Annotated in this window: 27 protein-coding genes, 1 tRNA gene and 1 riboswitch; of the genes, 18 read left to right on the top strand and 10 right to left on the bottom strand. The window is 69.0% G+C overall.

Annotated elements, in window-relative coordinates:
* The first annotated feature begins 187 nt into the window (after window positions 1–187).
* Both ABC319_RS10745 and ABC319_RS10740 read left to right on the top strand, forming a co-directional pair.
* Window positions 188–1,747, top strand: coding sequence for an alpha-N-arabinofuranosidase (locus ABC319_RS10745; RefSeq protein ID WP_413070212.1), 1,560 nt, complete (start codon window positions 188–190; stop codon window positions 1,745–1,747).
* Window positions 1,747–3,117, top strand: coding sequence for a family 43 glycosylhydrolase (locus tag ABC319_RS10740; protein ID WP_413070211.1), 1,371 nt, complete (start codon window positions 1,747–1,749; stop codon window positions 3,115–3,117). Before ABC319_RS10745 ends, ABC319_RS10740 begins: the two co-directional genes overlap by 1 nt.
* Before the next feature lie 18 nt (window positions 3,118–3,135).
* On the opposite strand, the gene ABC319_RS10735 is transcribed toward ABC319_RS10740, so the two are convergent.
* The gene (locus ABC319_RS10735) at window positions 3,136–3,810 is read right to left on the bottom strand and encodes a YiaD family glycine zipper/OmpA-like lipoprotein (protein ID WP_413070210.1); all 675 of its coding nucleotides are present in this window, start codon (window positions 3,808–3,810) and stop codon (window positions 3,136–3,138) included.
* Between the two features lie 137 nt (window positions 3,811–3,947).
* Between ABC319_RS10735 and ABC319_RS10730 the strand changes: the two genes are divergently transcribed.
* The 12 genes from ABC319_RS10730 (at window position 3,948) to ABC319_RS10675 (ending at window position 16,224) form a co-directional block, all read left to right on the top strand.
* Window positions 3,948–5,249, top strand: a complete 1,302-nt coding sequence (locus ABC319_RS10730) for a hemolysin family protein (RefSeq protein WP_413070209.1) — start codon at window positions 3,948–3,950, stop codon at window positions 5,247–5,249.
* 425 nt (window positions 5,250–5,674) lie between these two features.
* The gene (locus ABC319_RS10725) at window positions 5,675–6,208 is read left to right on the top strand and encodes a hypothetical protein (RefSeq protein ID WP_413070208.1); all 534 of its coding nucleotides are present in this window, start codon (window positions 5,675–5,677) and stop codon (window positions 6,206–6,208) included.
* A gap of 101 nt (window positions 6,209–6,309) precedes the next feature.
* Window positions 6,310–7,146 (top strand): sterol desaturase family protein, encoded by an 837-nt coding sequence (locus ABC319_RS10720; protein ID WP_413070207.1) that lies wholly within the window; start codon window positions 6,310–6,312, stop codon window positions 7,144–7,146.
* Window positions 7,106–7,501 (top strand): DUF2141 domain-containing protein, encoded by a 396-nt coding sequence (locus ABC319_RS10715; protein WP_413070206.1) that lies wholly within the window; start codon window positions 7,106–7,108, stop codon window positions 7,499–7,501. Before ABC319_RS10720 ends, ABC319_RS10715 begins: the two co-directional genes overlap by 41 nt.
* Before the next feature lie 70 nt (window positions 7,502–7,571).
* A complete protein-coding gene (locus ABC319_RS10710; protein ID WP_413070205.1) occupies window positions 7,572–8,447 on the top strand; it encodes a MipA/OmpV family protein in 876 nt (291 codons plus the stop codon).
* 212 nt (window positions 8,448–8,659) lie between these two features.
* Window positions 8,660–9,754 (top strand): ferritin-like domain-containing protein, encoded by a 1,095-nt coding sequence (locus tag ABC319_RS10705; protein WP_413070204.1) that lies wholly within the window; start codon window positions 8,660–8,662, stop codon window positions 9,752–9,754.
* A gap of 73 nt (window positions 9,755–9,827) precedes the next feature.
* Entirely contained in the window at window positions 9,828–10,865 is a 1,038-nt protein-coding gene (locus ABC319_RS10700; RefSeq protein ID WP_413070203.1) for a ferritin-like domain-containing protein, read from the top strand.
* Window positions 10,866–10,958: 93 nt separating this feature from the next.
* Window positions 10,959–11,050: riboswitch (TPP riboswitch) on the top strand.
* A 50-nt stretch (window positions 11,051–11,100) separates the two neighbouring features.
* A complete protein-coding gene (thiC, locus tag ABC319_RS10695) occupies window positions 11,101–13,020 on the top strand; it encodes a phosphomethylpyrimidine synthase ThiC (RefSeq protein WP_413070202.1) in 1,920 nt (639 codons plus the stop codon).
* 60 nt (window positions 13,021–13,080) lie between these two features.
* Window positions 13,081–14,634, top strand: a complete 1,554-nt coding sequence (locus tag ABC319_RS10690; protein WP_413070201.1) for a Fic family protein — start codon at window positions 13,081–13,083, stop codon at window positions 14,632–14,634.
* Window positions 14,635–14,638: 4 nt separating this feature from the next.
* Window positions 14,639–15,142, top strand: a complete 504-nt coding sequence (locus tag ABC319_RS10685) for a GNAT family N-acetyltransferase (protein WP_413070200.1) — start codon at window positions 14,639–14,641, stop codon at window positions 15,140–15,142.
* 22 nt (window positions 15,143–15,164) lie between these two features.
* Window positions 15,165–15,365, top strand: a complete 201-nt coding sequence (locus tag ABC319_RS10680; RefSeq protein WP_413070199.1) for a hypothetical protein — start codon at window positions 15,165–15,167, stop codon at window positions 15,363–15,365.
* 82 nt (window positions 15,366–15,447) lie between these two features.
* On the top strand, window positions 15,448–16,224 hold the full coding sequence (locus ABC319_RS10675; RefSeq protein WP_413070198.1) for a hypothetical protein: 777 nt from the start codon (window positions 15,448–15,450) through the stop codon (window positions 16,222–16,224).
* A 59-nt stretch (window positions 16,225–16,283) separates the two neighbouring features.
* On the opposite strand, the gene ung is transcribed toward ABC319_RS10675, so the two are convergent.
* Genes ung through ABC319_RS10660 form a run of 3 tightly spaced genes read right to left on the bottom strand, consistent with a single transcriptional unit; the run spans window position 16,284 to window position 18,762 of the window.
* Window positions 16,284–16,994: a uracil-DNA glycosylase gene (ung, locus tag ABC319_RS10670; protein ID WP_413070197.1), complete on the bottom strand. Its 711-nt coding sequence runs from the start codon at window positions 16,992–16,994 to the stop codon at window positions 16,284–16,286.
* Window positions 16,991–17,284, bottom strand: a complete 294-nt coding sequence (locus tag ABC319_RS10665; protein WP_413070196.1) for an alkylphosphonate utilization protein — start codon at window positions 17,282–17,284, stop codon at window positions 16,991–16,993. Before ABC319_RS10665 ends, ung begins: the two co-directional genes overlap by 4 nt.
* A 41-nt stretch (window positions 17,285–17,325) precedes the next feature.
* Window positions 17,326–18,762: a S41 family peptidase gene (locus ABC319_RS10660; RefSeq protein WP_413070195.1), complete on the bottom strand. Its 1,437-nt coding sequence runs from the start codon at window positions 18,760–18,762 to the stop codon at window positions 17,326–17,328.
* A 120-nt stretch (window positions 18,763–18,882) separates the two neighbouring features.
* Here ABC319_RS10660 and ABC319_RS10655 point away from each other — a divergent pair, with 120 nt between their 5' ends.
* The gene (locus ABC319_RS10655; protein ID WP_413070194.1) at window positions 18,883–19,260 is read left to right on the top strand and encodes a hypothetical protein; all 378 of its coding nucleotides are present in this window, start codon (window positions 18,883–18,885) and stop codon (window positions 19,258–19,260) included.
* A gap of 20 nt (window positions 19,261–19,280) precedes the next feature.
* On the opposite strand, the gene ABC319_RS10650 is transcribed toward ABC319_RS10655, so the two are convergent.
* From ABC319_RS10650 to ftsE, 4 genes are read right to left on the bottom strand one after another with little or no spacing between them, the layout of a single operon-like run.
* Complete coding sequence (locus ABC319_RS10650) at window positions 19,281–19,985, bottom strand: lysophospholipid acyltransferase family protein (RefSeq protein ID WP_413070193.1); 705 nt, start codon at window positions 19,983–19,985, stop codon at window positions 19,281–19,283.
* Window positions 19,985–20,521, bottom strand: a complete 537-nt coding sequence (locus ABC319_RS10645; protein ID WP_413070192.1) for a YdcF family protein — start codon at window positions 20,519–20,521, stop codon at window positions 19,985–19,987. The genes ABC319_RS10650 and ABC319_RS10645 overlap by 1 nt, the downstream gene beginning before the upstream one ends.
* Window positions 20,518–21,393 (bottom strand): cell division protein FtsX, encoded by an 876-nt coding sequence (locus ABC319_RS10640; protein WP_413070191.1) that lies wholly within the window; start codon window positions 21,391–21,393, stop codon window positions 20,518–20,520. The genes ABC319_RS10645 and ABC319_RS10640 overlap by 4 nt, the downstream gene beginning before the upstream one ends.
* On the bottom strand, window positions 21,390–22,094 hold the full coding sequence (ftsE, locus tag ABC319_RS10635; RefSeq protein ID WP_413070190.1) for a cell division ATP-binding protein FtsE: 705 nt from the start codon (window positions 22,092–22,094) through the stop codon (window positions 21,390–21,392). The genes ABC319_RS10640 and ftsE overlap by 4 nt, the downstream gene beginning before the upstream one ends.
* 133 nt (window positions 22,095–22,227) lie before the next feature.
* On the opposite strand from ftsE, the gene ABC319_RS10630 reads away from it, so the two are divergent.
* Together ABC319_RS10630 and ABC319_RS10625 are read left to right on the top strand one after the other, a co-directional pair.
* The gene (locus tag ABC319_RS10630; protein WP_413070189.1) at window positions 22,228–23,112 is read left to right on the top strand and encodes an MJ0042-type zinc finger domain-containing protein; all 885 of its coding nucleotides are present in this window, start codon (window positions 22,228–22,230) and stop codon (window positions 23,110–23,112) included.
* A gap of 105 nt (window positions 23,113–23,217) precedes the next feature.
* A tRNA-Leu gene (locus tag ABC319_RS10625) sits at window positions 23,218–23,304 on the top strand.
* A gap of 18 nt (window positions 23,305–23,322) precedes the next feature.
* Here the strand turns inward: ABC319_RS10625 and ABC319_RS10620 are convergent.
* A complete protein-coding gene (locus tag ABC319_RS10620) occupies window positions 23,323–24,567 on the bottom strand; it encodes an NAD(P)/FAD-dependent oxidoreductase (RefSeq protein WP_413070188.1) in 1,245 nt (414 codons plus the stop codon).
* Window positions 24,567–25,418 carry an S-formylglutathione hydrolase gene (fghA, locus tag ABC319_RS10615; protein WP_413071680.1) on the bottom strand — a complete coding sequence of 284 codons (852 nt, stop codon included), beginning with the start codon at window positions 25,416–25,418 and terminating at the stop codon, window positions 24,567–24,569. The genes ABC319_RS10620 and fghA overlap by 1 nt, the downstream gene beginning before the upstream one ends.
* A 267-nt stretch (window positions 25,419–25,685) precedes the next feature.
* Here fghA and ABC319_RS10610 point away from each other — a divergent pair, with 267 nt between their 5' ends.
* On the top strand, window positions 25,686–26,162 hold the full coding sequence (locus ABC319_RS10610) for a hypothetical protein (RefSeq protein ID WP_413070187.1): 477 nt from the start codon (window positions 25,686–25,688) through the stop codon (window positions 26,160–26,162).
* The last annotated feature ends 19 nt before the right edge of the window (window positions 26,163–26,181 follow it).

Below are 26,181 nucleotides of genomic sequence, written 5' to 3'. Positions count from 1 at the left end.
TTGTCGGACAACAAGCACGGACAATCGTGCGGTCGAGAGGGGGTTCCATGCCATCGCCTGCCATGCCGCTCCCGGTCGCACGCTCCTGCTGCCCGCCATCGCCCCACCCCCATGATCGATGGCGGGCACCGTCCGCCGTCGCTTCCCCCTGCTTGGCGCGGCGCTCCCGCGCGACGGAGAACCATTGATGATCAGGACGTTTCTCACCGCCGCCCTGCTGCTGACGGCGGCACCCGTCGCGGCGCAGGATGCACCCGCCTCCGATGCTGGCGCCGACACCGTCACCGTCCACGGCGACCGTCCCGCACCCAAGTTCGACCGTCGCATCTTCGGCCAGTTCGCCGAGCATCTCGGCACCGGCATCTATGGCGGCATCTGGGTCGGCAAGGGCAGCCGCATCCCCAATGTGAACGGCTACCGCCGCGACGTGCTCGATGCGCTGAAGGCGATCCGCGTCCCCGTCATCCGCTGGCCCGGCGGCTGCTTCGCCGACGAATATCACTGGCGTGAGGGGATCGGCGATCCCAAGAAGCGCAAGATCAAGATCAACACACATTGGGGCGGCGTGACCGAGGACAATGCGGTCGGCACCCACGAATTCATGAACTATGCCGAGATGGTCGGATCCGAAGCCTATGTCTCGGGCAATGTCGGCAACGGCTCGCCCGCGGAAATGGCGGAGTGGGTCGAGTATATGACCTCGCCCAGCGGATCGAGCCTCGCCAGGGAGCGGACGGCGAACGGCCGCAAGCAACCGTGGAAGCTGCCGCTGTTCGGCATCGGCAACGAACTGTGGGGCTGCGGCGGCAATATGAAGCCGGAATATGCCGCCGACGTCACCCGCCGGTATGGCACCTTCGTCAAGATGCCCGCCGGTGAGCGGGTGATGAAGATCGCCAGCGGCGCCAACGCCGACGATTACAACTGGACCGATGTGATGATGCGCGATGCGGGCACGCATTTCGACGGCATCGGCGTCCACTACTACACCATCCCCTATGACTGGGCGCACAAGGGGGCCGCGACCGGCTTCGACGAGGATCAGTGGGCGCGCACCCTCGCCAAGACGCTGAAGATGGACGAATACATCACCGAACATGCCAAGCGGATGGACAAGCACGATCCGCAGAAGCGGGTGGCGATGTTCGTCGACGAATGGGGAACCTGGTACGATCAGGAACCGGGCAGCCATCCCGGCTTCCTGTACCAGCAGAACTCGCTGCGTGACGCACTGGTGACCAGCCTGAACTTCGACATCTTCGCAAAGCACACTGATCGCCTGCGCGGCGCCAACATCGCGCAGATGATCAACGTGCTCCAGGCGATGATGCTCACCGACGGCGCGCGGATGGTGAAGACCCCGACCTACTGGGTGTTCGACCTGTACAAGGACTATCAGGACGGCATCGTCCTGCCGGTCGAGGTGAAGTCGCGCTGGTACAACAAGAACGAATGGGTGATGAAGGCGGTCAGCGCCAGTGCGGTGCGCGGCACCGACGGCACGGTCCATATGGGCCTGACCAACGTCGATCCCAATCGGCCGACCACCGTTACCGTCAAGCTTGACGGCGTCACCGGCGCGGGCGTCACCGGGCGCATCCTGACGGCGGCGGCGATGGACGCGCACAACACCTTCGACGCGCCCGATGCGGTGAAGCCGGCGGCGTTCACCGGGGCGACCCTGTCGGCGGGCACGCTGACGGTGACGCTGCCGGCCAAGTCGGTCGTCATGCTCGACATCAAGTGATGCGGGGCACGGTCGCCGCCCTGATGCTGGCCGGGGCGGCGACCGTGCTGGTCGCCGCCGACGCTCCCCCGCTCGCCGATGCGGCGCGGTGGGACACGGCCGGCGATCGCAACCCCCTGATCCCCGGCTATTTCGCCGATCCGTCGATCGTGCGCGACGGCGGCCGCTGGTACGTCTTCGCGACGATCGATCCCTGGGGCGACGACCGGCTGGGGCTCTGGACCTCGACCGACGGGCGCGACTGGACCTTCTCGACCCCCGCCTGGCCGACCAAGGCGGCGGCGACCAGCCCGTCATCGGGCAAGTCGAAGGTTTGGGCCCCCTCGGTGGTGAAGGCGGCGAACGGCCGCTGGTACATGTACGTGTCGGTCGGCAGCGAGGTGTGGGTCGGCACCGCGCCGTCGCCGGCCGGGCCATGGCGCGACGCCAATGGCGGCAAGCCCCTGATCGCCAAGGCGTTCGCCCCCGACTATCACATGATCGACGCGGAGGCGTTCGTCGACGACGACGGCCGCGCCTATCTCTACTGGGGATCGGGCTGGAACTGGACCAACGGCCACTGCTTCGTCGTGCGGCTGAAACCCGACATGGTCACCTTCGACGGCACCCCGCGCGACGTGACGCCCCCCGGCTATTTCGAGGGGCCGTTCATGGTGAAATCGGGCCCGCACTATCTCCTGACCTTCAGCGACGGCAAGACGACCGAGGACACGTACCGCGTCAACTACGCGATCGGCGATACGCCGATGGGGCCGTTCCGGGCACCGCCGAACAACCCGGTCCTGTCCACCGACGCGGCGCGCGGCGTCATCAGCCCGGGCCACCACGCGGTGTTCCGATCGGGCGGGCAGCCGTACATCCTCTATCACCGCCAGGCGCTGCCCTTTCCGCGTGTCGGCGACGACGTGCTGCGCCAGATCGCGGTCGACCCGCTGACCATCGGGGCAGACGGCGTGATCCAGCGGGTGGTGCCCGGCCACGGCGGCGACGTGATCGGCTTCGCCCCCCGCCGCCGCGCCGGGCTGCGCTGGACCACGAGCGGCGAGGGCGACGACGCACTCCACGGCCCCGCGCGCGCCGCCGACGACAATTATGCGACGCTGTGGCGCTCCACCGCCGCCCGTCCCGCGATCGTCGCCGATCTGGGAACGACGCGCCGGGTGACGGAAAGCCTGCTCCGCCCCGAATACGCCAACCGCGCCTACCGCGTGGCGGTGGACGCGTCCGCCGACGGCCGCAACTGGCGCCCGCTGCTGCCGATCGCCAGCGTCCAGGGCTCGCCGATCCGCCTCCGCCATCCCGCCGCCACCCGCTACCTGCGGCTCAGCTTCGACGGGCCGGCGGCGCTGTGGGAGTGGACGATCCGCTGATCGGCCGTCGCGACGGGATCAGCGCACGTCGTTCTGCGTGATCGGCACGATCTTCACCTCGACCCGGCGGTTCGCCGCCCGGCCCTCGTCGGTATCGTTCGAGGCGATCGGCTGCGTCTCGCCATAACCACGCGTGCCGATCCGCGCCGCCTGCACGCCGTGGCTCGACAGATAGTCCGCCACCGACGTCGCCCGCCGCTCCGACAGCGTCTGGTTGTACGCGTCGCTGCCGGTCGAGTCGGTGTGACCGTACACGTCGATATAGGTCTGGTTATACTCGGCCAGCGTCGACGCCACCTGATCCAGCGTCCGCTGGAACTGCGGCTGCACCGCGGCGCTGTCATAGGCGAAGGTGATGCCCGACGGGATGTTCAGCACCAGGTCGTCGCCGCGGCGGATCACCTGCACGTCGGTACCCGCGGTGCGTGCGCGCAGGTCGCGCTCCTGCTTGTCCATGTACGCGCCGATGCCGGCCCCGGCCAGGCCGCCGATGCCCGCGCCCAGGATCTTCTCGGTCCGGTCGCGCCGCCCGCCAACCACGTCACCCAGCAGATACCCGCCCAGCGCGCCGCCGATCCCGCCGATCGCCGTCTTCGAGATGCGGCGCTCGCCGGTTTCCGGGTCGGTGGTGCAGCCCGATGCGGCGAGCGTGGTCGCGGCGAGTGCGGCGAGGAGGAGGCGGTTCGACTTCATGGCAGTCCCTTTCGATCTGCCCCAACAACCACGCAGCCACATTCCTGTTCCGGCAGCGTATCGATCAACGAAGCTCGCTCGCACAGACGGATGTTGTGGCGCGTCGCGTTTGCCGCCATTAAGGACGGCGCACGCCAATGGCACCGCTTCCTCCCTTTCCCTGGATCGACGTCGCGATCATCCTGGCGCTGACCGCGATGAACGGCGTGTTCGCGATGAGCGAACTCGCGGTCGTCTCGTCGCGCAAGGCCCGGCTTGAGGCGATGGCGCGCAGCGGCCGGCGCGGCGCCCGCGCCGCGCTGGTCTTGGGTGCCGATCCCGGCAAGTTCCTGTCGACGGTGCAGATCGGCATCACCCTGATCGGCATCCTGACCGGCGCCTATTCGGGTGCCAGCCTGGGCGGGCCCACCGGCGCGCGGCTGGCGGCGCTGGGCGTGCCGGCCGCGACGGCGGAGACGCTGGGGTTCGTGCTGGTCATCTCGATCACCACCTATGCCTCGCTGATCATCGGCGAGCTGGTGCCCAAGCAGTTCGCGCTGCGGGCTCCGGAAACGGTGGCGTCGATCGTCGCCGGCCCGATGCGCTGGCTGGCGATCCTGACCGCGCCGATCGTCTGGGTGCTCGATTCGTCCAGCGCGCTGATCTTCCACCTCCTTCGCCTCGACCGCGAGAACGAGGAGCAGGTGACCGTCGAGGAATTGCAGCTGATCGTCGCCGAGGCGTCGAAGTCCGGCGTGATCGAGGAGCATGAGCGCTCGATCATCTCGGGTGTCGTCCGTCTCGCCGACCGCCCGGTGCGCGAGATCATGACGCCGCGGACGGAGGTCGACTGGCTCGACTGCCGCGCCACCGACGCGGAGATCCGGGCGAAGTTGGCCGCGACCCAGCACACCCGCCTGCCGGTCGGCGACGGATCGATCGACAGCGTGGCAGGGGTGGTCCAGGCGCGCGACATCGCCGCCGCGCTGCTGCGTGGCGAGCCGCTCGATCTCCCCTCGCTGATGCGCAAGGCGCCGGTGGTGATCGACCGGATCGATGCGCCCGACGCGCTGCTGGCGCTGCGCGGCGCGGAGGTGCCGATGGCGCTGATCCACGACGAGTACGGCCATTTCGAGGGGATCGTGACCCCGGCCGATCTGCTGGCCGCGATCGGCGGCGCCTTCGCCTCCGACAACGACCCGCACGAGGCGCCCGACGTGGTCACCCGCGACGACGGCTCGCTGCTGGTCGCCGGCACGATGCCCGCCGACGGCCTGGCCGAGCGGCTCGGCATCGAACTGCCCGAGGATCGCGACTACGCCACCGTCGCCGGCCTCGCACTGGCCGTCCTCCGCCGCCTGCCGGACGAGGGCGAGAGCTTCGTCGAGCAGGGCTGGAAGTTCGAGATCGTCGACCTCGACGGCCGCCGCATCGACAAGCTGCTGGTCAGTCTGGCGTAGAGACGGATTTCCGTCGTTAGCGGCTTGTTGTTAAGCAGTCTTTGCGCCAGCAATCTTGGTGTTCATTGAAATTGCTGCCTTTTCGATAACATCCGGATGCAATGCGGTAACCATCCGTATTGACATAGCACACTCTCGCACTTCGAATGGCATTCCCCATCGAGGCGTCTGGGAGATATGTGATGAAACATTACGGAAATTTGATCATCGTTGCTCAACTGACCGCTTTGATCACGGGGGCGCCGGCATATGCCCAATCCAGTTGTGGCGCTTGCGAAGCCAACTATTTTCGCGAACGATCAACATGCTCGATTCCTCCTGCCAATAACTATCCGGCAGACTGTTATCAAAAGGCGGAACGGAATTTTTTGAGCTGCAAGAGAAATCTGGGCTGTCCCGGATAAGGCTTGGAAGAAGGATGGAGAATGGCGATGCGGATGCTGAAAATAAGATGCTGGGCATTGCCGCTTCTCGTGACCTTTCTGTCGCAGGATGTGGCGGCGGCGCGTCCCGTCTACAGTTGGGGTAAGCCCGGAGTCTCGCGGGCAGACTACGATACCGATGCTGTCGCCTGTAGTCTCACGGCGGCTTCGCGCGATGTATCGGCGGACAGCGAAACACACGCCTATGTGCAGGGCTTCGAAGCTTTGGAGCGGGAAAACAATATGCCTCCGATGGCACGACCCGACGATGACGAGACGCAGGCTACCCGGAACGTGTTGCTGCGACGGATGTACAGGCCTGACCGAAAGGTCGATGCCCTTCAGGCAAAATTGCAAGATGAAGTGGAGGAATGTCTGGCCGCGCGTGGCTATACTCGCTTTTCATTGCCTCATGACCAGCTACGTCGATTGAAAAAGCTCAGGGTCGGATCGATAGAGCGTCGCGACTACCTATTCAGTCTTGCAAGTAGTGCCGACATCGTGGCGGTCCAGCGCGCGAATGCTGAAGGTCGGTGATCCGTCGTCGTTTCGGGGGACAAGAGGTAAGATAACAGGCCGTCTATCGTAAAAGCTGTCGGCTTCCGTGACTGCCGTTCCCGCCGGTCGCACAATCCGCTATGACCACGCCCGTGCTCCTCGCCATCCTCCTCTCCGCCCTCGCGATGACGGTGATCGTCGGCGTCCGCTATCTGATCGTGTCCGGCGCCTTCGCCGCGGCGACGCGGTGGCGGCATCCCGGCCTCTATGGCGGGCTCGATCCGCAGATCCGGCGCGAGGTGGCGTGGAGTCTGGCGTCCGCCGCCATCTACGGCATCCCCGCCGGCGTGCTGGCGTGGGGGTGGGAAAACCACGGCTGGACGCGGGTCTACACCGATGTGCATGCCTTTCCGCTGTGGTGGCTGCCGGTCTCGGTCCTCCTCTACATGCTTGCCCACGACACCTGGTTCTACTGGACGCACCGCTGGATGCACCGGCCCCGGCCGTTCCGGATCGCGCATGCCGTCCACCATGCCAGCCGGCCCCCCACCGCATGGGCGGCGATGGCGTTTCATCCGTGGGAGGCGCTGACCGGCGCTGTGGTAATTCCGCTACTGGTTCTGGCGATTCCGATCCATGTCGCCGCGCTGGGCTTCGTCTTGACGATCATGACGGTTATGGGAGTGACCAATCACATGGGGTGGGAGGTTTTCCCCAGGTTCATGTGGCGGGGGCCAATGGGGGCGTGGCTGATCACGGCCAGCCATCACCAGCGGCATCATGAACAATATGGGTGCAATTATGGGCTATACTTCCGCCACTGGGACAGGATGTGCGGCACCGATCGCGGCATCGGCGATTTCGCCCGTTCGCATGCCCAGGCGGAACGGCGTCGCAGCGGCGGGATGGGCGAAGGCCGGGTTGGGAGCGGCAGCGATGGCGCTGTCGATCGGCGCGGCGCCGGTCGGCCGGCTTGACGTCGCGGTCGACAAGCTCCGGTCGTCGAAGGGGCTGATCCGCGTCTGCCTGACCAACGATCCCGCCAACTTCCCTGCCTGCGTCGACGATGCCGATGCTGTGACCCGCTCGGTGCCCGCCGGCACCCGCACGGTCCGCTTCGCCGGCCTGCCTTACGGCGGTTATGCGGTGGCGGTGATCCATGACGAGAACGGCAATGCCCGGCTCGATACCTTCGCCGGCATCCCGCGCGAGGGGTTCGGCTTCTCGCGCAACCCGGTCGTGCGCTTCGGCCCGCCGCGCTTCTCGGCGGCGCGCTTTCAGCTCGCCGGTGATGCCGAAACGCAACAGGTGAATATGCGTTACATCTTCTGATCCGGCGGCGCGGGACCCGAAATCGTCATGGACGCGTTGCGCGGCCGTGACTTTCCAGGAGCTTCGGACCTTGCGCCCCATCTTATCCTCTCTCGCGGTTGCCCTGGCGGCGACCGCCATCCTCGCCGCGCCGGCTGGCGCGCAGGGATCCACCCCGCCGGCCAGCCCGCCGGGCGACAATGCGCCCGATACCGGCGGCGACCGCATCACGATCGGTGTCGGCGTCGCCAGCCTGCCCGATTACGAGGGAGCGTCCGACAACAGCTGGTCGCCCGGTGCGGTCGCGATCGGCACCGTCGGCGGCTACGACTTCTTCACCCGCGGCACCCAGCTGTATGTCGACCTGCTGAAGGACGCGCCCGGGCCGGGGCTGAAGTACGAACTGGGCGTGATCGGCGCCGTTCGCCTCGATCGCACCAACGATATCGACAACCGGCAGGTCGCCGCGCTGGGCGAGCTGGATACCGCGTACGAGGTCGGCGGCTTCGTCGGCGTCAACCAGACCGGGGTCATCACCAGCGACTTCGACACGCTGACCGCGCGCGTCGCGGTGGTGCAGGACGTGTCGAAGACGCATCGCAGCTACGTCATCACGCCGCAGATCAACTATACGACACCACTGTCCTACAGCACGCTCGTCTCGGTCGGCGCGTCGGCGGACTATGTCGGCAAGGGTTATGGCCGCACCTATTTCAGCGTCACCGGCCCGCAGTCGCTCGCCAGCGGGCTGCGCGCCTATGACGCGGCGGATGCGGGGTGGAAGCGGTTCAACTTGTCCGCCTTCGCGCTCCAGAGCCTGTCGGGCGACCTGCGCCGCGGCTTCGGCATCGGTGCGGGCGTGCTGTATGGCAAGATGCTCGGCCGCTACAAGCGCAGCCCGATCGTCCAGGATGTCGGCGATGCAGACCAGTGGTCGTTCGCCGCCGGCCTGACCTATACGTTCTGATCCGCCGATCGCCCGTGTCGGGACCGGTCATCGATCGTTCCCCGATTTCCGGCATCACAGGATAATCTAATCGCAATTAATTTCTGGGCGCCGCGCATCCGTTTGCGCGGCGCCTTCGTACTTCCCTCCGACAGCCGCGCCGCACGGGTAGCGGCATGTCGACGACCTGACCGTCGGCCCATTCCGGCCCTCGGTTCACGAGGGGATGCGTAATGGCCGATAGCGTGCAATTGATCGAGGTGCTGGACAGCCGCGTCCAGCGACGCGAGGAACGCCGGGAATTCTTCAAGGCCGCCTTCGGCATGGGCGCCATGGCCGTCGGCGGCGCCGCCGCGATGAGCTTCGCGACCAAGGCGAATGCCCAGTCGACCAATGTCGACGTGGATGTCCTGAACTTCGCCCTCAATCTCGAATATCTCGAGGCACAGTTCTACTCCTATGCCGCGCTCGGCGTCGGCCTGAACAGCAATCTGCTGTCGGGCACCGAGTCCACCGTCAGCCGTCGCGGTGATGTCGTGATCGGCAGTGGCACGCATCAGGCGCGTCAGGTCGCCTTCACCGATCCCGCCGTCCGTGCCTATGCGCAGGAGATCGCGGCCGACGAGATCGCGCATGTCACCTTCCTGCGCAGCGCCGGTGCGCTCGGCAGCGCGGCCGTGCCGCAGCCGACGATCAATATCTCGGGTGCGGCCGACGGTCCCTTCGCCGCCGCCGCAGCAGCGGCCGGCGTCACGCTGACCGACAACACGTTCGATCCGTATCTGAACGACGAGAACTTCCTGCTCGGCGCGTACATCTTCGAGGATGTCGGCGTCACCGCGTACAAGGGCGCCTCGCCGCTCCTGACCAACAAGACCTTCCTGCAGGCGGCGGCCGGCATCCTCGCGGTCGAGGCGTATCACGCCGCGATCGTCCGCACGACGCTGTACGCCAAGGGCATCGGCACGCCGGCCGGCGTCACCCCGGTCGTCACCGCACAGCCCGGCCTCATCACCGCGGCGCAGCGCATCTCGGACGCCCGCGACTTCCTCGACGGTACCGGCTCGGCGGCGCTCGGCGTGGTCGACCGCTCTGCCGGCCGCAACAGCGGCGGCGATCTCGACCAGGGGATCACGGCGAGCACGGTCAACGGCGCGACGGTGTCGAACATCGTACCGCTCGATGCCAACGGCCTCGCCTACAGCCGCACGGCCGGGCAGGTGCTCAACATCGTTTACCTGAACACCACCAGGGCGGCGACGACGATGGGCGGGTTCTTCCCGCGCGGCGTCAACGGCAACATCAACGCCAGCATCGGCGTCGCGTGATCGGCGTCCGGCCCTCAGGCCGACTGCCCGATCGCCTACCGGATCAACGATTTTCCTCCAGGGAGGACCTGTCATGAGCGAAGAACGATTCATTCTCGACGTTATCGAGGAAGCCACTGCCAAGCGTCAGAGCGACCGACGCCGCTTCATGAAGTTTGCGGGCGGTGCGGCGGTTGCCGCCGGCGGCCTGACGATGCTGTCCGCCTGCGGCAGCGACGGCGACCAGGATCAGCCGCCCGTCGTCACCCCGACGCCGACGCCGGCCGCGGTCACCGAGGTCGACGTGCTGAACTTCGCGCTCCAGCTCGAATATCTGGAAGCGAATTTCTACAGCTACGCCGCGTTCGGCACGCCGATCGCCGACTCGCTGCAATCCGGCTCGGGCACCCGCGGTTCGGTGCAGCTGCCCTCGACCACCGCCGGGCGTCCGCGCCAGGTGGCGTTCCAGGATCCGCTCGTCGCGCAGTATGCCCGCGAGATCGCCTATGACGAGATCGCGCACGTTACCTTCCTCCGCCAGGCGATCGGCAACACGTCGGTCGCGGCACAGCCCGCGCTGAACATCTCGGGCGATGCCACGGGTGCCTTCACGCTCGCGGCCCGTGCCGCAGGGGTGGTGGGATCCAGCGCGACCTTCGATCCCTATGCCGACGACAACAGCTTCCTGCTGGGCGCCTATCTGTTCGAGGATGTCGGCGTCACCGCCTATATGGGCGGCGTCGCCCTCCTCAACACGCCGGCCTTCATCGAGGCGGCGGCGGGCATCCATGCGGCAGAGGCATACCATGCCGGCCTCGTCCGCACGGTGCTCTACCGCAAGGGGCTCAGCACGCCGTCGCTGTTCACCGCCACCGGCCAGATCTCCGACGCGCGCGATACGCTGGACGGGACGTCGAACACCGGCCTGCTCAACCAGGGCGGCGATCGCGACCAGAACATCATCGTCGGGACGACGGCGACCTCGGCGAACATCGTGCCGACCGATACGAACTCGATCGCCTATGTGCGTTCGCCGCAGCAGGTGCTGAACATCGTGTACCTGAACGGCACCTCCACCAATGGCGGCGGCTTCTATCCGGCCGGCGTCAACGGCGCCGTGCGCAGTTCCTGACCCCTCCGGAACGAAGCGACGGATCGGGCCCGCCTGGCGACAGGCGGGCCCTTTTCGTTTGTGGCGCCCGCGACACGCGCCTATGCTGGGTCATCCCCGGGGGAGCGCTGTCGCCGCGCTTGAGAGGAAGGCCGCAGCCTTCGACCCGCTGAACCTGATCCGGTTGACACCGGCGGAGGGAGGGAGCGGTCGCCACCCGTGATCCGCCCGCTCTCCGACAATGGAGAGACGACGCATGGCCGACATCCCCGCCCGTACCGAGCTTCCCGATACCGGCAGCGCCATCGGCGTCACCACCGGCCCGATCCGCGGGTCGAAGAAGGTGCATGTCGGCCCGCTGAACGTCGCCATGCGCGAGATCCACCTCGATCCCTCCTCCGGCGAGCCGCCCCTGCGCGTCTACGACACGTCCGGCCCCTATACCGATCCGCAGTCCCGCATCGACATCATGGCCGGCCTGCCCCAGCTGCGCCGCCAGTGGATCGAGGCGCGCGGCGATGTCGAGGCCTATGACGCGCGCGAGATCCGGCCGGAGGACAACGGCCAGCTCGGGCCCGACCGGTCCGGCGGCGTCCCGCAATTCCCCCGCTTGGTGAAGCGCCCGTTGCGCGCCAGGCCCGGCATGAACCTCAGCCAGATGCATTATGCCCGACGCGGCATCGTCACGCCCGAGATGGAATATGTCGCGACCCGCGAGAATCTCGGGCGCGAGATGCTGCGCGACTACAAGCGCGACGGCGAGAGCTTCGGCGCGTCGATCCCCGACTACGTCACCCCCGAATTCGTCCGCGACGAGGTCGCCCGCGGCCGCGCGATCATCCCCAACAACGTCAACCACCCCGAATCCGAACCGATGGCGATCGGCCGCAACTTCCTGGTCAAGATCAACGCCAACATCGGCAACAGCGCGGTCGCCAGCAACGTCGCGGCAGAGGTCGACAAGCTCGTCTGGTCGATCCGCTGGGGCGCCGACACGGTCATGGACCTGTCGACGGGCCGCAACATCCACGACACCCGCGAATGGATCATCCGCAACTCGCCCGTCCCGATCGGCACGGTCCCCATCTACCAGGCGCTCGAAAAGGTCGGCGGCATCGCCGAGGAGCTGACGTGGGAGATCTTCCGCGACACGCTGATCGAACAGGCCGAACAGGGCGTCGACTATTTCACCATCCACGCCGGCGTCCGCCTGCCCTACATCCCGATGACGGCGAAGCGCGTCACCGGCATCGTGTCGCGCGGCGGCAGCATCATGGCGAAATGGTGCCTCGCGCATCACCGGGAATCGTTCCTCTACGAACGCTTCGACGAGATCACCGAGATCATGAAGGCGTACGACATCGCCTACAGCCTGGGCGACGGCCTGCGCCCCGGATCGATCGCCGACGCCAATGACGAGGCGCAGTTCAGCGAGCTCTACACGCTCGGCGAACTCACCCACCGCGCCTGGGCACAGGACGTGCAGGTCATGATCGAGGGGCCCGGCCACGTGCCGATGCACAAGATCAAGCAGAACATGGAAAAGCAGCTCGAGGTCTGCGGCGAGGCGCCCTTCTACACGCTCGGGCCGCTCACTACCGACATCGCGCCCGGCTACGACCACATCACCAGCGGCATCGGTGCCGCGATGATCGGCTGGTACGGCACCGCGATGCTCTGCTACGTCACGCCCAAGGAGCATCTCGGCCTCCCCGACCGCGACGACGTCAAGGTCGGCGTCGTCACCTACAAGCTCGCCGCCCACGCCGCCGACCTCGCCAAGGGCCACCCCGCCGCCCAGATGCGCGACGACGCGCTCAGCCGCGCCCGCTTCGACTTCCGCTGGCGCGACCAGTTCAACCTGTCGCTCGATCCCGAGACGGCCGAGGACTATCACGACCAGACCCTGCCCGCCGAGGGCGCCAAGACCGCCCACTTCTGCTCGATGTGCGGGCCGAAGTTCTGCAGCATGAAGATCACCGCCGAGGTGCGCGAGTTCGCGGCGAAGCAGAACCAGCCCGCCGACACCTTCCTGGCCGCCGATCCAGCCGACGCCGACCGCGCCCTGTTCGCCAGCGGCAGGGCCTCGGTCGCGGACGCCGAGGCCGGCATGGCCGCGATGAGCGAGAAGTTCCGGGAAAAGGGGAGCGAGGTCTACCTGCCGGCAGCGGAGTAAGCGTTTTTTCGGCCGGCGGGCCTCTGGTAAGAGTTTCAGTCAGCCGATAAGCGTTCTTGCATGGTGAGTGCGCCTGCTAACGAAGATCGTACGCCGATCGGGCACCTTTGGCTGCGCGAGCACTTCGGTGTACGGGCGCCGCGCCCATATGTGTGCAGCTACGTCGCGCCGGGAAGCCGGCGTACCGAAATCCATGGGCCGGAAACCATAGAATATTACGGGCGGTCCTACCTGCCCGATCCGGATCAACTGCGTACCCACCTGCGCTTCGCCCTACGGCATGAGCCCTTGGATCTGCGCGTGTTCGTCGGCGCGTTGAAAGCCATGGGACCGGAACCGATCCACCGCTGGGTACTCGACGAACCGACCGGCACGTTCAGCCGGCGTGCCTGGTTCCTGTACGAGACGTTCGTCGGCATGATTGACGTGGGCGACGTCAAATCGGGAAACTATGTCGACATGCTCGACAAGCGCCGCCATGTCACTGCGGCGCGCGTAAACTCCCCGAGGCATCGCGTGGCGGACAATATGCTGGGCGGGGCGGCCTTCTGTCCCACTGTGCGCAAGACGCCGCGGCTCGTCGAACAGCTCGGCCTCCATGTCGATGTCGAGGCGAAAGCGCTGATCGCCAGCTACGATCCTGCGACCCTGGCTCGAGCCATCAGCTATCTATATACCAGGGAAACCAAATCGTCCTTCGCGATCGAGGGCGAGAACCCCAGCCCGACGCGTACCAGCCGGTTCGTCGCCGCCTTGCGTTCGGCCGATCGCTTCGATCCAGGTAGCCAGGCGGCGATAGTATCGTTGCAGAACCAGATCGTCGATCCACGCTATGCCGCGAAAGGCTGGCGCGATTTCCAGAATTTTGTGGGTGAGAATGTCGATTTTCGCGAGCAGGTGCACTTCATCTGTCCGCGGCCGCGGGACGTACCCGACATGATGGCGGGCTGGAGCAAACTGGTCGAGCGGATGGCGCCGGCGACCGATCCGATCGTAGCGGCGGCCGTGGCGGCGTTCGCATTTGTCTTCGTCCATCCGTTCGAGGACGGCAACGGCCGTATCCATCGTTATGTCATGCACCACATCCTGGCCCGAACCGGCTTCAGCCCGCCGGGCGTCATCTTCCCCGTGTCGGCTGCGATTGCCCGCGATCAGAAGGCCTATGATGATGTTCTCGGAAGCTTTTCGTCCCGGCTGTTCAAGCATATAGACTGGCACTGGATCGCCGGCGCGTCCGCGACCGAGCGCGAAATCTTGGTCGATAATGATACAGCCGACCTGTACCGCTACTTCGATGCAACGCTGTTTGCGGAATATCTTCACGATCGGGTCGCGGAAACCGTCCACACCGACCTCCGCAAGGAACTGAACTACGTTGCGATCTTCGATCGTGCGTTCGAGGCGATCCGCGAGATCGTCGACATGCCCGATCGCCGCGCATCGCTGTTCATTCGCCTGTGCCTGCAAAATGCGGGCAGGTTGTCGGGTGCAAAGCGAGAACAGTTCACCGAATTGACCGATGCGGAGATCGTCGCGATGGAACATGCCGTCGGCGATGCGATCTTCGGCGAACTGCACCCGATCGATGGCCCCGATCTGTTCAGCCGGATGTGACGCCATGATCGCAATCACCCCCGTGCGCATCCTCCCCTACACCGACGCCCTCGCCCCACACTTCGCGAGCATCAACACCGCGTGGATCGAGGAGATGTTCGTCCTTGAGGATCACGACCGCCACGTCCTCGCCCACCCGCGCGAAGCGATCGTCGACCGGGGTGGCGTCATCCTCTTCGCCGCCACCGAAGACGACCGGATCATCGGCACCGGCGCGCTGATGCCCATCGCGCCCGGCGCGTACGAGCTGACCAAGATGGGCGTCCTCGCCGGGGCGCGCGGCACCGGCGCCGGCGCCGCGCTGCTTGCCGCGCTGATCGATCGGGCGCATGGCCTGCCCGGCATCGACACGCTTTACCTGCTCACCAGCCGCAAGTGCGCGGGCGCGATCCGGCTGTACGAGCGGGCCGGCTTCGTCCACGACGCCGGCATCATGGCGCGCTTCGGCCACGCCTATGCCCGCTGCGACGTCGCGATGCGCTATCCGCCGGGGCGTGCAGCCGGCTGAGCGGTCGTGCGTTCGCCCCGGCATGGCCAGCACGCTCGATACCGTCCAGTCCGCCCGCCTCGCCGTCCGCGCGGGGCCGGTCCGCCTCCGGGCGCGGGTCGCGGTCACCCCCGCCGGCCTGCTCGCGATCGGCGGGCTGGTCGCCATGATCCTGTTGTCGGTACCGCCGATCGTCCGTGCCGCGCGGCGGCCGCATGCCGGCGGAGCGATCGCGCGCGGCTGATGGATGCCCGCGCGCCACACCGCGGGGGGAAAGCATCCAACATGGCTGTCCTACGCGGCCGGAATCCGGTTCACCCTCGCGGATGAGCAACGCACACCAGCATCCGCCCGTCTCCCGCCCCGCCGCCGGGGCCGCAGACGATCCCGCCACATCCGATCCCGCCGCGCTCGACGCCCATGGCTTCGATCCGGCCGAGTTCGAGTGGCGCCCGGTGCCGCGCCGGCCGCGCGTCGACGGCTGGACGCCCGACGTCCAGCGCGCCTTTATCGAGGCGCTCGGCCGCAGTGGCCTGGTCGAACAGGCCGCGCGCGAGGTCGATCGCTCGGTGAAGAGCGCCTATGCGCTTCGCAACGCGCCCGGCGGCGAGGCGTTCGCGCGCGCCTGGTCGGCCGCCTGCCGCAGTGCCGCCGACCGCCTGCTCGATGTCGCCTTCACCCGCGCGATCGAGGGGGAGGAGATACCGGTCTACGATCAGGACGGCATCCGCACCGGCATGAAATGGCGCTGCAACACCCGCCTGACCATGTTCCTGCTGCGCGCCTATCACCCGGAGCGGTTCGGCGGGGCGGAGCGTGACGGCGGTCGCCGCGATGCCGCCGCGCCGCGGCCGGCGGAGCCGCCGGTCGCTCATGCCGTCGCCGCGTTGGCGCCGGTGACGCCGGCCGAACCGCACCGGCTGATGCCGCCGGCGGTGCTCCAGTCCTGGGTCCTCGATGCGCGCCGCGATGCCGCCGCGCTGGCGGCCAATCCCGTCGAGGACACCGAGCGGTACGAGTGGCCGCGCTCCCCGGCCGACCATCCACGGGTGCTGGACCGCGCCGCCCGCCGCCGCGCCCGGCGCGAGGCATTCGGCCGATGACGCGGACGTGTTCGGGGTCGGAAAGCGATTTAGGCCTTACCTTAGCCTTACCTTCCGCGTCACGCCGCCGCCGCCGGCAGCGCCCAGTCGATCGTCCCGCGCCCGTGTTGGGCGAGGAAGGTGTTGGCCCGGCTGAACGGCCGGCTGCCGAACCAGCCCTTGTACGCCGACAGCGGCGAGGGGTGGGGGGCGTGCAGCACCAGATGGCGGCCGCCCTCGCCGGCGGGGCGGATGAACGCCGCCTTCCGCTGCGCGTGCGCGCCCCATAGCAGGAAGGCGACCGGCTCTTCCCCCGCCGCGACGGCGTGGACGATCGCATCGGTGAACCGCTCCCACCCGCGGTCGCGGTGCGATCCGGCGCGCCCGCTCTCCACCGTCATCACCGTGTTCAGCAGCAGCACGCCCTGCCGCGCCCAATGGTCGAGCAGGCCGTGGCGCGCGGGCGCGATGTCCAGGTCGGCGTGCAGTTCCTTGTAGATGTTGGCCAGGCTCGGTGGCACCTTCACCCCCGGCCGGACGGAGAAGCTCAGGCCGTGCGCCTGCCCCGGCCCGTGATACGGATCCTGCCCCAGGATGACGACGCGAACCGCCTCGGGCGGGGTCAGCTCCAGCGCGCGGAACCGGTCGGCGGCGGCCGGATACACCTGCTTTCCCGCCACCTCCTCGGCGTGCAGGAAGGCGCCCAGCCGCACCATGTCCGTGCCCGCCAGCACGGCGCCCAGCGGCGCCTGCCACGCCGGCGGCAGCGGGGGCAGGGCCGGCGGCGTCACCGCTTCCGCACGAACTCGGCGCGCAGCACCAGTCCGCGGATGCCCTCGTACTTGCAGTCGATCTCCTGCGCGTCGCCGGTCAGGCGGATCGACCTGATCAGCGTGCCGCGCTTCAGCGTCTGGCCCGCGCCCTTCACGGCCAGGTCCTTCACCAGCGTCACCTGGTCACCGTCCGCCAGCAGGTTGCCGACCGCGTCGCGCACCTCCACCACCGGCATGGCTTCCGCAGCGGCGGCACCGCTGATCCACTCGCCGGACGCCTCGTCATAGACATAATCGTCGTCGCTCACGCGCCCGCCCTATGCCGCGGCAACGGCCCCCGCAAGCGCGCTCAGAACAGCCCCGGCACCTCGCGCTGCGCCACGGTCGGCGCGGCGGGGCTCAGCAGCTCGCGCCGCCCGCCGGCGCCGCCGACCGACCGGGCGGTGGCATCGGTGCTGATCGGCGTGCAGGTCCTCCCCGCCAGGAAGTCGAGCGCCGCCTTCGTCGACGCCTCGCGCGGGTCGCCCAGGGGATAGGCGGTGTCGTCCGCCGCCCGGCAGCTCGCCTCGATCCGGGTCGCCAGCCCGTCATAGTAATCGCCCTGCCGCGCCGCGTTCTGGGTGGCGAACGCGATCACCCTCAGCCGGTCGTCGCAGGCGGCGTTGTCGCGCGCGATCTGGCCGACCGGCTTGCCATAGGTGTTGGTGCCGATCAGCCCGTCGGCGGTGTGGAGATAGGGGATGAACGCGTTGACCAGCAGCTCGCTCGCCGACGCGGTACCGCCGGTCCCGATGAAGGCGACCCGCGTCGGCGCGATCGATTGGGGCTGGGCTGCGAAGAAGCGGGTGGTGTTGCTCGACGCCTTGCTGGCGCGGAAGCTGGTATAGCTGAACACCTCGCCGCTGCTGCGGTTGGCGCCCATCAGGTCGCCGATCAGCTCGGCGGTGTTGACCAGCCCGCCGCCATTGTAGCGCAGGTCGACGATCATCTCGGTGATCCCCGCCGCCCGGAACCGCGCGAACGCGGCCCTCAGCGCCGGGTCGGCGGTGGAGATGAAGGTGCGCAGGTTCAGATAGCCGATCTGCCGGCCGCCATCGGTCAGCACCTGCACGCCGTACCGGTCCGACACCGGGGCCAGCGCATAATCCGCCTTGGCGACCGTCACCTCGCGGGTGCCCGCGGCGTCGGCGATCTTCAGGACGCGGGCGGTGCCCGCCGTCGACGGCCCCAGCGCCTCGGTCACCGCCGCCGATCCGCCCGCGGCGAGCAGGTCGGCGACGGTCCGCGTCGCGCCGCCGGCGGTGCCGATCGCCAGTATCTCGGTGCCGCGGTCGATCCCCGCCGCCAGCGCCGGCGCCCCCTCGAACGCCTCGGCGACGAAGACGCGGGCGTTCGCCGTATCGTACGACAGGCGGATGCCGAACCCGGCGCTGGCGCCCGAATTGTAGAAGGCGTTCTCCTCGGCGATCGAGGTGACGTAGGTGAAGTACCGGTCCTTGCGCTGGCTGCGCGCGGTCGCGGTCAGCGCGTCGATATAGGCGTTGACGCTGTCATAGCCCGCCGGGCTCGACGTGGCGGGCAGGGTGTCGGGGAACAGGTACCATTCACGCAGCTGCGCCGCGGCCCATTCCTGCCGCGCCGCCAGGGTGCAGCCGGCCGCCGCGGTCGGGGTCGCCGCGGGACTGCTGGCGACCGTGCCGGCACCGCCACTGCCGCCGCCATCGCCTCCGCCGCATCCGGCCAGCAGCACCGCCACGCCGACCGCCGCCACGAACCCGCTACGCATACCAGAACCTCTCGATCCCGCCTGTCATAGCCGGGCGGCCGCGGCTTGTCATCGGAACGCTCGCGGGCCACGGCAACCCGGTGCCCGGCGGGTCGTTGTCGGGGCGAAGGAGTAGAGCCGATGATCCGATATGTCGCCGCGTCCACCCTGCTGCTGCCGCTCGTCGCCGGTTGCGACCGCCAGCCGTCCACTCCCGCCAATACCGCTGCGCCCGCCAACCAGGCCGCTGCCGCCGCGCCGGAGGGTGGCTATGCCGCCCGCATCCGCGCCCTGCCGGCCCGCCAGCGCGACGGCGTGTTCCTCCGCGCGATCCGCGACAGCAAGGAGGACTGCCAGCAGGTGACGAACGACTACGAGATCGCGGCCGTCCAGGGCAACGATGCCTGGGCGGTGACGTGCGACCGGACCAACTACTGGGTCATCTCGATCGACCCGACCGGCACCGCGATCGTCACCAAGGCGTCGCCGGCATCACGCCTGCCGCCCAAGGCCGGCTAGGACGCCACCGCCGCGCGACGTCAGGCGGCACCGGCAGGCGGCACCGGCTCCAGCGCGTTCATCGCGGCATGGATGCGCGCCTCGGCGACGCGGCGGGGCAGGCCGGGCGGCACGATCTCGCCGAACCGCAGGGTGATCGTGCCCGGGCGCTTCAGCCCCTTGCGCGGCCAGATCAGGCCCACGTCGGTCGCCACCGGCACGGTCGGCATCGCCAGCATCCGGTACAGGCCCGCGAACCCCGGCTTCAGCGGCGGCTGCTCCCCCGGCGCGACCCGCGTGCCCTCGGGAAAGATCAGGATCGATCGCCCGTCCATCCGCGCCGCCTCCGCATCGCGCAGCATCGCCCGCATCGCCGCGCCGGCTGCGTCGCGGTCGACCACGATCGCCCCGTACCGCCGTGCCGCCCAGCCCCAGATCGGCATGTCGGCCAGCTCGCGCTTCAGCACCATCGCGGGTCCGTCCAGCATCGCTTGCAGCTCCAGCGTCTCCCACATCGACTGGTGCTTGCAGGCGTAGAAGGCGGGGGCGGTCGGCCGCGTCCCCTCCACCCTCACACGGATGCCCAGCAGGTGGCGTACGGTCCAGCGATGAAAGCGGGTCCAGAAGGTGGCGTGGCGGATCACCGCGGCCCGCCCGAACAGCGCGCTGACCGGCACTGACGCCACGATCGGCAGCGACAGGCCATAGAAGACGACCGAGAAGACGATGTTGCGCAACAGGACCATCAGCCGCCATACCCCACCCACAGCGCGACGCGGCGCAGCAGCAGCTTGTTATACTCGTTCACCAGCGTCGCGAAGCGGGCATTGCCCGGCACGCCGTCGCCCAGCACCACGACATGCGGCCCCAGCGCCGCGCTCAGCTCCATCCGCGCGCGGGGCAGGTGCCAGTCGGAGGTGACCAGCCGCACCGTGCGGTAATCGTGCCGCCGGACCCACCGCGCCGTCTCCTCCGCGTTCGACCGCGTGTCGACGGCATCGGTGCCCAGGTCGATGCAGCACGTGAACAGGGCCCGCGGCGCGCGATACGCATGGGCCAGGTCCTGCGGGCGCACCCCCGGCGCGACCCCGGTCACCAGCATCCGCTTCGCCTGCCGGTCGCGCAGCAGCGCGATCCCGCGATCGATCCGCCCCGGCCCGCCGGTCGGTACCACGATGGCGTCGGTCGTCGTCCCGTCCAGCGGCACCGGCAGCAGCAGCATGAACGCCGCGAAGCCCAGGCACCAGCCGATCACCAGCGTCGATACCAGGCGCACGATCACAGCACCCGCCTCAGCGCCCGCGTCACCGCCAGCCGCGCCGCGACCATCGCCAGCAGGATGAAGACCAGTGGCACCGCCGCCAGCATCGCCCACTCCACCGGCCCCAGCAGCACGCCGCTCGCCAGTTCGGACCTGAGCGCCGCCACCCGGCTGCCGACCACCGCCGCGACCGCCGCCGCCGCCGCCCCGCCCGCAACCCCGCCCAGCATCGCATCCAGCGCGATGCGGCGCTGGAACAGCTTGGCCAGCTGCCGGTCGGTCGACCCCAGCATGTGCATCACCTCGATCGTCGCGCGGTGGGCGTCCAGCCCGGCGCGCGCGGCCAGCATCACCACCGCCGCGGTCGCCGCGGTCAGCAGCGCCACCATCGCCAGCGCGACCAGCGCCAGCGTCCTCAGCAGGCCGCTGACCGGCGACATCCATCCCTGCTGCCGGTCGACCCGTACCGCCGGGCCGACCGCACGGGCGGCGGCGGAGACGCGGACCGCCACCGCATCCTCCGGAGAGGTCAGGTCGACGTCGATCAGCGCCGGCACCGGCAGCGCGGGATCGCCCGCCTCGTCACCCAGCCACGGTTGCAGCAGGCGGACGATCTCTTCGGGGTCGACCGGCTCCGCCCGGGCGACGCCGGGGGTCGCGCGCAGCGTCGCCAGCACCCGCGCCGCCAGCGCGTCGCGGCGGCCCGGCTCGCCCTCCACCACCTGCACCGTCAGCCGGCCCGACAATTGCCGCCCCAGCTGTCGTTCGGCCGCCAGCGTCCCCAGCCCCATCGCCGTCGCCAGCACCGTCAGGAACACCAGGATGGCCAGCACCGCCATCATCGCCCGGCGCCCGCGCGATCCCTCCAGCAGCGGGGCGGCTCGCCGCCTCACGCCCGGCTCTCGGGCGGGTAGCGCAGGATGCCGGTGGGATCGAGCAGCCGGCCATCGTCCAGCTGCATCATCCGCGCCTGCGGCACGCGGGTCAGCAGGTGCAGGTCGTGCGTCGCCACGACCACCGTGGTGCCCAGGTTCCCCAGCGATCCGAACAGGTGCATCAGCCGGTCGGCCATGTCCGGATCGACATTGCCGGTCGGCTCGTCGGCGACCAGGATCTCGGGCCGGTTGATGACCGCGCGGGCGATCGCCACCCGCTGCTGTTCCCCGCCCGACAGCGTCGCCGGCCGCGCGTCGGCCCGCTCGGCCAGCCCCACCCAGGCCAGCATCTCGCGCACCGCCGTCTCGATCTCGTCCGGCGGCAGGCCGGCGATGCGCAGCGGCAGCGCGACGTTCTGCGCGGCGCTCAGATGCGGCACCAGCCGGAAATCCTGGAACACCACGCCGATCCGCCGGCGGAATCCCGGCAGGCGCTGGCGCGGCAGCACCACCGCATCCTCGCCGAACAGCCGGATGATCCCGCGGCTGGGTCGCTGCGCCAGATAGATCAGCCTGAGCAGCGACGTCTTGCCCGCGCCGCTGGATCCGGTGAGGAAATAGAAGGTGCCGCTCTGCAGCGAGAAGCTGACGTCGCTCAGCGTTTCCGGTCCCGAGCCATAGCGCAGGCCGACATGTTCGAACTGCACGATCGTGGTCATCGGTAGCGACGCCTTCGCACGCCGTGCCTGCCGCTTCAAGTCGGGCGCTTCAAAGCTTGCCACATCCGGCCGGTGCGTGGCACATCGATGTCATGGCCAGCTCCGGCCACCGGCGAAGCGTGCATCCCGACCCATGATCCTCGAATGTCCCGAATGCCGCACCCGCTACCTGGTGCCCGACAGCGCGATCGGGGCAGAGGGGCGTACCGTGCGTTGCGCCAATTGCCGCCACAGCTGGTTCCAGGAACCGGCGATCCTCGATCTCGCGCGCCCCGCGCCGGTGCCCGCCGCGGTCACCGCCGCCGCCCCGCCCGCGCCGGCGCCACCTCCACCCGCGCCACCTCCATCCGCACCGTCTCCATCCGCGCCCGCCGTTACGGCCCGCTACATCGAGGAAGACGAGGATGAAGAGGCCGCCGCGCCGCCGGCGCCCGTCGACCGGACGGAGCCGGTGGCGATGCAGGCCGCGCCGATCGCCGCCGCGCCGATCGCCATGTCCGCTCCCGCCCGCGCCGCACCCGCCTTCGCCGGCATGGACCCGTACGGGACCGATTTCGACGCCTTCGCCCACCGGCCCCCGTTCAAGGCGCGGCGCAACCCCGCCCGGCGCTGGACGGCACTGGCCTTTGGCGCGGGCCTGCTGATGATGATCGGCGTCGCGGCGATCCTGTGGTCCGGCGCGCCCGGTCTCGCCTCGCGCTTCGGTCTGGCGCTGGGCGTGGCGGAGAGCCCGCTGCGCCTGCGCGACAATCCCATCGAGCGTCGCGAGCTGGAGAACGGTTCAGAGCTGTTCGCCGTCAGCGGCCAGGTGACCAATCCCTCCTCGACCCGGCAGCGGGTGCCCGACATCCGTGCCGAGCTGCGCGACGGTCAGGGGCGGCTGGTCTACAGCTGGACGATCACGCCGGAACGGCGGACGCTGGCGCCGGGCGCCGCGATCGACTTCAATTCGGCCAAGCTCGACGTGCCGTCCAACTCGAAGCGGCTGGAGCTCAGCTTCGCGGGCGAGGGCGGCTGAACCACACAGAGAGGGCAGCGGCGAAACAAGCCGTTGCAGCCCCTGCGCGACCCTGCTAGGGGCGCTCGCCTACCGGCCGCCGGGTCCTCCGGCGGTATGACACGTGCGGCCGTGGCGGAATTGGTAGACGCGCAACGTTGAGGTCGTTGTGGGCGAAAGCCCGTGGAAGTTCGAGTCTTCTCGGCCGCACCACTCTCCCTCCAGCCGGCGTCAGGCCGCGCCGGCCTGCTCGTGCAGCAGCTTCAGCGGTATGGCGGGATCGGCCAGCGCGACGCGATCGGGCCGCGCCCGTGCCGCCACCAGCGCACGTCCCTGGGCATAGTCGCGGACCATGTTGACGCAATCGAGCGCGATCACCGCACCATCCTGCAGATACACGACCGAGAAGGCGCGCGTCGCCGGGTCACCGCGCAGCACCAGCTCGTCATAGCCGCGCGATAGGCCCACCGTCTGCAACTTCAGGTCGTACTGGTTCGACCAGAACCACGGCACTGCGACATAGTCCTCCGGCCGCCCGACGATCGCCCTGGCGACGATCACGGCCTGGTCGTTGGCGTTCTGCACCGATTCCAGCCTTACCCAGTCGCCGCCCGCATGGACGTTGCGATGCTCCGCACAGTCGCCGATCGCGAAGATGTCGGGCAGGGTGGTGCGGCACTGCGCATCGACGCGAACGCCGTTGCCCCCGTCCGCCCCGGCGGCGAGCAGCGGCGCCACGGCGGGCACGATGCCGATGCCGACGATCACCATCTCTGCCGGCAGCACGCCGCCGTCCGCCAGCCGCACGCCGGTGGCCCGGCCATCCTTCTCCTCGATGCAATCGACCGCGACGCCCAGCCGCAGCTCGACCCCGTGCGCCCGGTGCTCCCGCTCGTAGAAGCGCGACAGCGGTGGCCCCGCGACACGTGCCAGCACCCGGTCCAGCGCCTCCAGCACCGTCACCTGCTTGCCGAACTTGGACAGCACCGCCGCCGCCTCCAGCCCGATATAGCCGCCGCCGATCACCACGACGCGGGTGGTGGAGGGCAGTTCGCCGATCATGCGGTCGACGTCGGCGCGGCTGCGCACGCTGTGGACGCCCGCCACGTCGTGTCCCGCGCAGGCCAGTCGCCGCGGCGCCCCGCCGGTCGCCCAGATCAGCTGGCCGTACCCGATCCGGGTGCCATCCGCGGTCGTCACCTCGTGTGCCGCCGGATCGACCGCGATCACCCGCCGGCCGAGCAGCAGCGACACGTCGCGCTCCGCCCACGCCGCGGCGGTGCGGAACACCAGCTTCTCCCACGGCCGGTCGCCGGCCAGATACTCCTTCGACAAGGGCGGCCGTTCATAGGGCAGCTCCGCCTCGTCGCCGAGGATGGCGATCGTGCCGCCGAACTTCTGCTGGCGCAGCGCCACCGCGGCCTGGGCGCCGCCGTGCCCGCCGCCGACGATCAGGATGTCGTACCGCTCCGCCATCACCGCTCTCCTTCGTCGCCCAGCCGCGCCGCGTGCCAGGCCAGGTGATCGGCCATGAACGTCGCGATGAAGTAGTAGCTGTGGTCGTAGCCCGGCCGGATCGTCATCGTCAGGTCGATCCCCGCCGCGTCGCACGCGGCGCGCAACCGGTCCGGGGTCAGCTGCTCCGCCAGGAACGGGTCGGCGTCGCCGATATCGACCAGCAGTCCGGGCAGCCGCGCCCCGTCCTCGATCAGCGCCACCGCGTCGTGCGCCCGCCACCTGGCCCGGTCGTTCCCGAGATACCCGGCCAGCGCCTTGCGTCCCCACGGCACGTCCGACGGCGCGACGATCGGCGAGAAGGCCGAGACCGCGCGGTACCGGTCCGGGTGGCGCAGCCCGATGGTGAGCGCGCCGTGCCCGCCCATCGAATGGCCCATGATCGACTGTCGCTCCATGTCGGCCGGGAAGTGGCGCGCGATCAGCGTCGGCAGCTCCCCGGTGACATAGGACCACATGCGATAATGATCGGCATATGGCGGCTCGGTCGCATCGACGTAGAAGCCGGCACCCAGCCCGAAGTCGTAGGCGCCGTCCGGATCGTCTGCCATGCCCTCGCCGCGCGGGCTGGTATCGGGCGCGACCATGATCAGCCCGTGCTCGGCACAGGCACGGCGATACTCGCCCTTCTCGGTCACGTTGGCATGCGTGCAGGTCAGCCCCGACAGGAACCACACCACCGGCAACCGGGCTCCCTCGGCATGCGGGGGAACGTAGACGGAAAAGGTCATGTCCGTGCCCGTCGCGGCGCTGGCGTGGCGGTAAATGCCCTGCACGCCGTCGAACGCCCGGACGCGGGATACGGTCTCGATCGCATCGGGGCCATCGTTCGGAACTGCTGCCTGCATCGTCCGCCATCCTCCGTCGTCGGTCGGCGTGCCGTGCGGCATCCGTGCGCGGATGGCAATCCGGCCGATGCAGTGGCGGATCCATATGCATCGATGCGCCATCGTCCGTCCACCGGCAGGGCGGTGGACAATGGACGATCGGCTGGACCGTCGCTGATCCTTTAGACAATCGTCGAAACGCCTGCGCAACCATCAACGCTCGTTAACGCCTGCCTCCCTAGCCCGGTCGACATGAAGACGGAACACGCGCTGGAACGCCTGTACGAGCATCAGCAGGGCGTGCTGGATCATCTGGCACGTACGCTCGAACTGGCGCGTTGCGAGCCGGAGGAGGTGCGCGGCGCCCTCGCCAAGTCACGGCTCGAGATGTTCCGCCTGTTGCGGGCCTATCAGCTGTTCAAGCACAACGAGATCTTCGATCCCGTGATCCGCCGCGGCAACGTCGCCCAGATCGCCACCGCGACCCGGATGAAGAGCGACTGCACCGCGGCAGGCGACGCCTACCGCGCCTATGTCAATCTGTGGGCATCGTGCGACATGGTGGCGGTGTGGAGCAGTTACCGGCCGGCGTTGCTGGCGATGGCCCAGCGCCTGCGCACCCATATCGCGGTCGAGCGGACCCAGGTACCTCAGCTGCTCGCCGGTGCGGAGAGCACCCGCCGGCTCACGCCCGCCCCGCTGCCGCGGCGGGGTGCCGCGCACGCCTGATAGTACTTGCCCGACAGGC

Source organism: Sphingomonas phoenicis, from assembly GCF_047238005.1.
Classification (GTDB): Bacteria; Pseudomonadota; Alphaproteobacteria; order Sphingomonadales; family Sphingomonadaceae; genus Sphingomonas.
Note: the sequence above shows the minus strand (reverse complement) of the source record. Positions and strands in the feature narration are given on the sequence as shown.